Source organism: Neobacillus sp. BF23-41 (assembly GCF_041106275.1).
The window spans coordinates 1-4452 of sequence record NZ_JBGBPR010000071.1 but is presented as its reverse complement, the minus strand read 5'-3'; the positions used below and the strand labels follow the sequence as shown (position 1 = coordinate 4452).

General features: G+C 34.6%; 7 protein-coding genes. All 7 read right to left on the bottom strand.

Features of this window, described 5'->3' with window-relative positions; translation table 11 throughout:
- Nucleotides 1-183: VOC family protein (locus AB7942_RS30140; protein ID WP_369449734.1), on the bottom strand; the 183-nt coding region annotated here is incomplete at its 3' end.
- Between the two features lie 190 nt (nt 184-373).
- Entirely contained in the window at nt 374-1012 is a 639-nt protein-coding gene (locus AB7942_RS30135) for a hypothetical protein (protein WP_369449733.1), read from the bottom strand.
- A gap of 97 nt (nt 1013-1109) precedes the next feature.
- On the bottom strand, nt 1110-1442 hold the full coding sequence (locus AB7942_RS30130) for an ABC transporter (protein ID WP_369449732.1): 333 nt from the start codon (nt 1440-1442) through the stop codon (nt 1110-1112).
- 268 nt (nt 1443-1710) lie between these two features.
- Nucleotides 1711-2301 carry a class D sortase gene (locus AB7942_RS30125; RefSeq protein ID WP_088087315.1) on the bottom strand — a complete coding sequence of 197 codons (591 nt, stop codon included), beginning with the start codon at nt 2299-2301 and terminating at the stop codon, nt 1711-1713.
- A complete protein-coding gene (locus AB7942_RS30120; RefSeq protein WP_369449731.1) occupies nt 2301-3467 on the bottom strand; it encodes a processed acidic surface protein in 1167 nt (388 codons plus the stop codon). Before AB7942_RS30120 ends, AB7942_RS30125 begins: the two co-directional genes overlap by 1 nt.
- 290 nt (nt 3468-3757) lie before the next feature.
- Complete coding sequence (locus tag AB7942_RS30115) at nt 3758-3949, bottom strand: hypothetical protein (RefSeq protein WP_369449730.1); 192 nt, start codon at nt 3947-3949, stop codon at nt 3758-3760.
- A 144-nt stretch (nt 3950-4093) separates the two neighbouring features.
- Nucleotides 4094-4243 carry a hypothetical protein gene (locus AB7942_RS30110; protein WP_369449729.1) on the bottom strand — a complete coding sequence of 50 codons (150 nt, stop codon included), beginning with the start codon at nt 4241-4243 and terminating at the stop codon, nt 4094-4096.
- Between the last annotated feature and the right edge of the window lie 209 nt (nt 4244-4452).

Below are 4452 nucleotides of genomic sequence, written 5' to 3'. Positions count from 1 at the left end.
ATCTGGCATCCCCAATCCTACACATGCCGTTTTAACATCATTAAGCCCAACTATTCTGTCCAACTGTTCTCCATCCAATTCCCATTCCGCTTGCACTTCAAGTCCTAAATCAAGAAAAAACGCTTTAGCCTCTGAAAGATCATTTACGTTAATACTCACATGATCTATTCTATTGATCTTCATCTCATACCTCCTATGTTCCTTTTATGTAATTCTAATTCGCTTAAAACAGAAAATATCCTTCTTCAACAAACCTGCTTACATTAGCTTAAGAAGAAAAAGTCACTAAAAGTGGCACCCGATCTTCAACTCATGCACCCGTTAGCTAAATACCTATTCAAATTTATTTCATTTAATCTCTTATATTGTGCCCTTATTTTAATGTCATGCCCCATTCTCTTTCCCAACTACGTAATAAAACATACCGCTGTATTCCCTTTGTTTTTAAAAGAGCGTTGCGTGCATGAATAAATGCATCTTCTTTCCGATTCTCTTTAACCAAAAGTTCTGTTGTTAATGCTTCCCGCATCCACATTTTCGGATTTTGTTTAATATATGACCGAGCACCTTCAAAATCATTAATCAAAATCGAACGGGCTGCTTGGTAATAGAGAGTAAACGCTGACTTTCTCATACCGTTTAACAACTTTTCCATTTCTTCCGTTCGTTGGTGAAAATAGGCATGAATTAATTGGTGCTGTTTTTTTATACTAGGCAGGTGAAAACCTTGATTGATTTTTCTAATGGACTCGTCTACATCTTTTTCAATTCCATTAGCAAGCCCATAATAAAATGTGTAAAAAGGTTTCTTTTTATTTTTTAAAAGAATTTGTTCTATTTTTTCCACATCACCTATTCCCCAATATAATCGGAATATCGGAAATACAAGGAAGTATGCAACAATGATAATGACGAAAAAGGAAACAAGAGGTTCAGGAAAGTCTAAAAAACCCCCTATAAAGGAAATTACGAATCCAAAAATCGTCGCATATACAAATGATAACCAATTCATTTTTTTCTCCTTTTATTTTGTCTTTTCTAACTATACTACCCCGTTAGCTCAATAATAAAAATACTGCTTTTCATAGGAGTTGAACAAGGTAGTAACCTCATTCTCTTATTCTTATCTGTCTAATTAGTTCTTTAAATGGTGTAGCATACGAGTCTTGATAATTTTTCATATGTTGTGTTAAAACAGACCAATTACTTTCAAGATATGGATGTATCTGAGTGGTGTCAGCAATACTATACAGTTCAATTAAGAAGTAAATAGTTTCCCATATTAATAAATCATCGTCTAATTTCAACAATACATCTATAACATTTGGAATGTAGTTATAAGCATCTTCAGAAGACATTCCTTTGGTTATTGCTTCGAAAGAATTACTAAAATACCACTCGTCCTTATCTAATTTAGCTTCCCATTCGTCATATATATCCAATAGCCTTTTATCCGTTTTAATCACGCCCAAAGTGCAATTTAGTTACACATATATTATCATTTCTTGTTCAACTATTCTGCTTCGTTAGTCGAATAAGAAAAAGGATCGCCGCTGAGATCCTTCTTGAATTCAAGCATCTATTTTAAAAGGCTATATTTATAAGGTGCAAATTTCCTGTTGCATCTAATATCTGTATTACAAATAATCCCTCTTAGCCAAAGGTTAAGAGGGAAATGTAAAAATAGAGGTAACTATATGATACTGGCGATTAATTGGAGCTAATTAAGTCTGCTATTAAAATATATCGCTGCGGTGCGTCACCAATGTATGAAAATGGATAACACGTCGTAACCGTCAGAGTAGCCCTCGGTTTAGGGACAATCACGGTCCGGTCATCAGCATCAACAATCCGTGTTCTTCTTACTTTATAAGTAAACTTGCCCGCAGATGTCCTCACAATTAATAAATCACCTTTTCCGACTTCTCCCAGCTTCCTAAACACTGTATCCCTGTGTCCTGAGAGAACAGAATTATCCTTTTCACCAGGCAGCACGCTACCTGCAAAGTGACCGACTCCTTTAATCAGTTCATCTTCATTTGCCCCATGAAAAATCGGCAAGCTCTTAGAAAGCTTCGGAATGACCAGTTCTCCAATCCGATCCCCTATTTTGTAACGAACTGGATATAGAGACTTCGAACCAATTTTTTCTTTTACTACTTTGGGTGCCATTTTTTCTTGTTTATTTTGAACCTCATTTGTTTGTTGAAAAAAGGGCTTGATGTTTAATCCCACAATCCATAATCCTGCAAGGACTAGCAAGATGCTAATCCACTTTCGAGCCGGGATTTTACTTTTCATTAGGCTTGCTCTTTCCTCTTGCGATAAAAAATGACACCTACAAGAATCAATAATGAACCAGCCAGTACTCCCTCCATATAATTGCCTGCTGTATTTGGAAGTTTGCCACCTTTAATAGTACGTGGCTGCTTTTCCTTTGTCCTTTTTACAGCAGTTTCAATTCTTTTTACAGTCTTTTCAACCTTTTTAATATCATTAACCGTTTCGTCAATTAATTCAGAATTAAGCATGTCTGCAGGAAATAAAGCATCTAGGAGGAGCTTACCCTTTTTATTATAAAGCTCGATTAACAAGCCATAACCTTGAGCGTCTTTCATCTTGACAAGCTCATTCATGGTAACTGGTTTCTTTTCACTGCCCTTTACCAGATAAAAACGCGGCTCTAATTCAACTATGTTAAAAATTTCTTCGGCAATGCTGATCAACTCGGAAGCCTGTCCAGCTGTAAGCTCGCTTGTATTTTCTAAATCAATAAATGGTTCAAGGCGTTTTTCAATGGATGCCATTTTTTCATTAACCGTTGCTTCATCTAGATTAAGGCTTTCAAAATGGGATATCATAGCCATGATTTCATCTTCTGTAATGCCTATTTCGGAAACAATATTCTCTATATCATTTCCGCTCATATACAAGGCTACTGCCATATCCAGATCTTCAATAGTTTTATAGTTGTCCAGTGAATCCTCATTTTTTGCCAATAAATCCTTCAATTCCTGTATGGTCATACCATAATCTTCAAGAAGATCATTGAGGTTTTCATCTGTAATCGGAGTCCCGCTTTCTTCTGTATAATAAGAAACAGTATAATCAAGGGCATTAATATATCGAAAGACATCCCCGATTTTTTCACCTTCTTCCATTTCCCCGTTTTCAATAAGGAAAGCAACAAGGTCTTCTTCATTTTCGAACTCGTAATCTTTTATTAATGTCTGTAGGTTTTCTTCAGTAATAGGTTCCCCAAGTGTTTCTTTTAGTTCATCAATAGTAGTAAAATCTTTCAAACTCATATCATAGAAATATTCTAGATAGGAGTCTAGTTCTTCTTCTGTCCAATCATTTTCATTTAAAAATGAGGTTAGCTCATCTGGTGCCACTGCATTGCCAACAGCTGGAAAACATCCAAACAGAAGGACGACTGCCAATAAAATCTTTTGAAATTTCTTCACTTTTTTATTTCCCCCTTAATTTAAAAAAACAGAAAAAAATTGTTCCAACTATTTATTTTAGAGGAAAAGTGAGGGGAAAAATAGAGTTTTATTTATGGAAATATCAAATAATAATTAATAAACTTGGGATTTTTTTCATTCTTCACCCCTAAAAGTTATTGATTATTACAATTATATTACAATAAAATTCCTTCTTTCACTAACCTGATCCTTTAGTTTAATAAGAAAAAGCCGCTTGGTTTGGCAGATGTTCTTCAACTCTTGCACCCGTTTGCTTAACAACAAAACAATTAACTTTTCTTTTTCATTGCATACTCAACCAAAACAATTCCAATAGAAATTGAACTTGTCGTAAGTATTGTTGATACTATATCGTGAAAATTCAAATCATCTGGAATAAAAATTGCTTTTAGAACCAGATTACTTCCTGTAAAAACTACAAAGTAAAGTAAAAACTTTATGATTGCCCGTTTTAAATTCATAAGACCACCTCATATTTCAACATTTCCCTATTTGCTTTTAATTAACCTTTCTTTAACTAACCTGCACCTTTAGTTGAATAACAAAAAAGCTAGCAATATTAGCCAGCTCTTCTTGTATTACAATCCACTTGTTGAAAGAAACGCCTATTCTTCCATAAAAACTCGTGCGTAGTATTCCGTTTCTTCATCTAATTTGTTGTCTTTTCTCAATTCCTCAATAGTTTCTTTTCGGTCATCTTCAATCACTTGAAAACTTCCTGAAACATTTGGTGTTTTCCCTTTGCTTTTATCCATACTTTCACTCCTACATTACATCTTATTTATATTAGGGTATTCATTTCCCTTTTCATTTTGTGTTTAATTTATAACTTTATTCAAATGCTCATTATGGTTTCTTCTTAAGCTAACCTGCTTCGTTAGTGCAGTAAAAAGCCTTACTCCTTATTGAAGTAGTCGAGTAGAAGGGAGCCTTTCTACCTTGCGGTAAATTGTACTCCACCCCC

Excerpts from the sequence above, each read along its gene's own strand:
- AB7942_RS30135 (WP_369449733.1), bottom strand. The coding sequence starts at position 1,012 with ATGAATTGGTTATCATTTGTATATGCGACGATTTTTGGATTCGTAATT.
- AB7942_RS30125 (WP_088087315.1), bottom strand. The coding sequence starts at position 2,301 with ATGAAAAGTAAAATCCCGGCTCGAAAGTGGATTAGCATCTTGCTAGTC.
- AB7942_RS30115 (WP_369449730.1), bottom strand. The coding sequence starts at position 3,949 with ATGAATTTAAAACGGGCAATCATAAAGTTTTTACTTTACTTTGTAGTT.
- AB7942_RS30110 (WP_369449729.1), bottom strand. The coding sequence starts at position 4,243 with ATGGATAAAAGCAAAGGGAAAACACCAAATGTTTCAGGAAGTTTTCAA.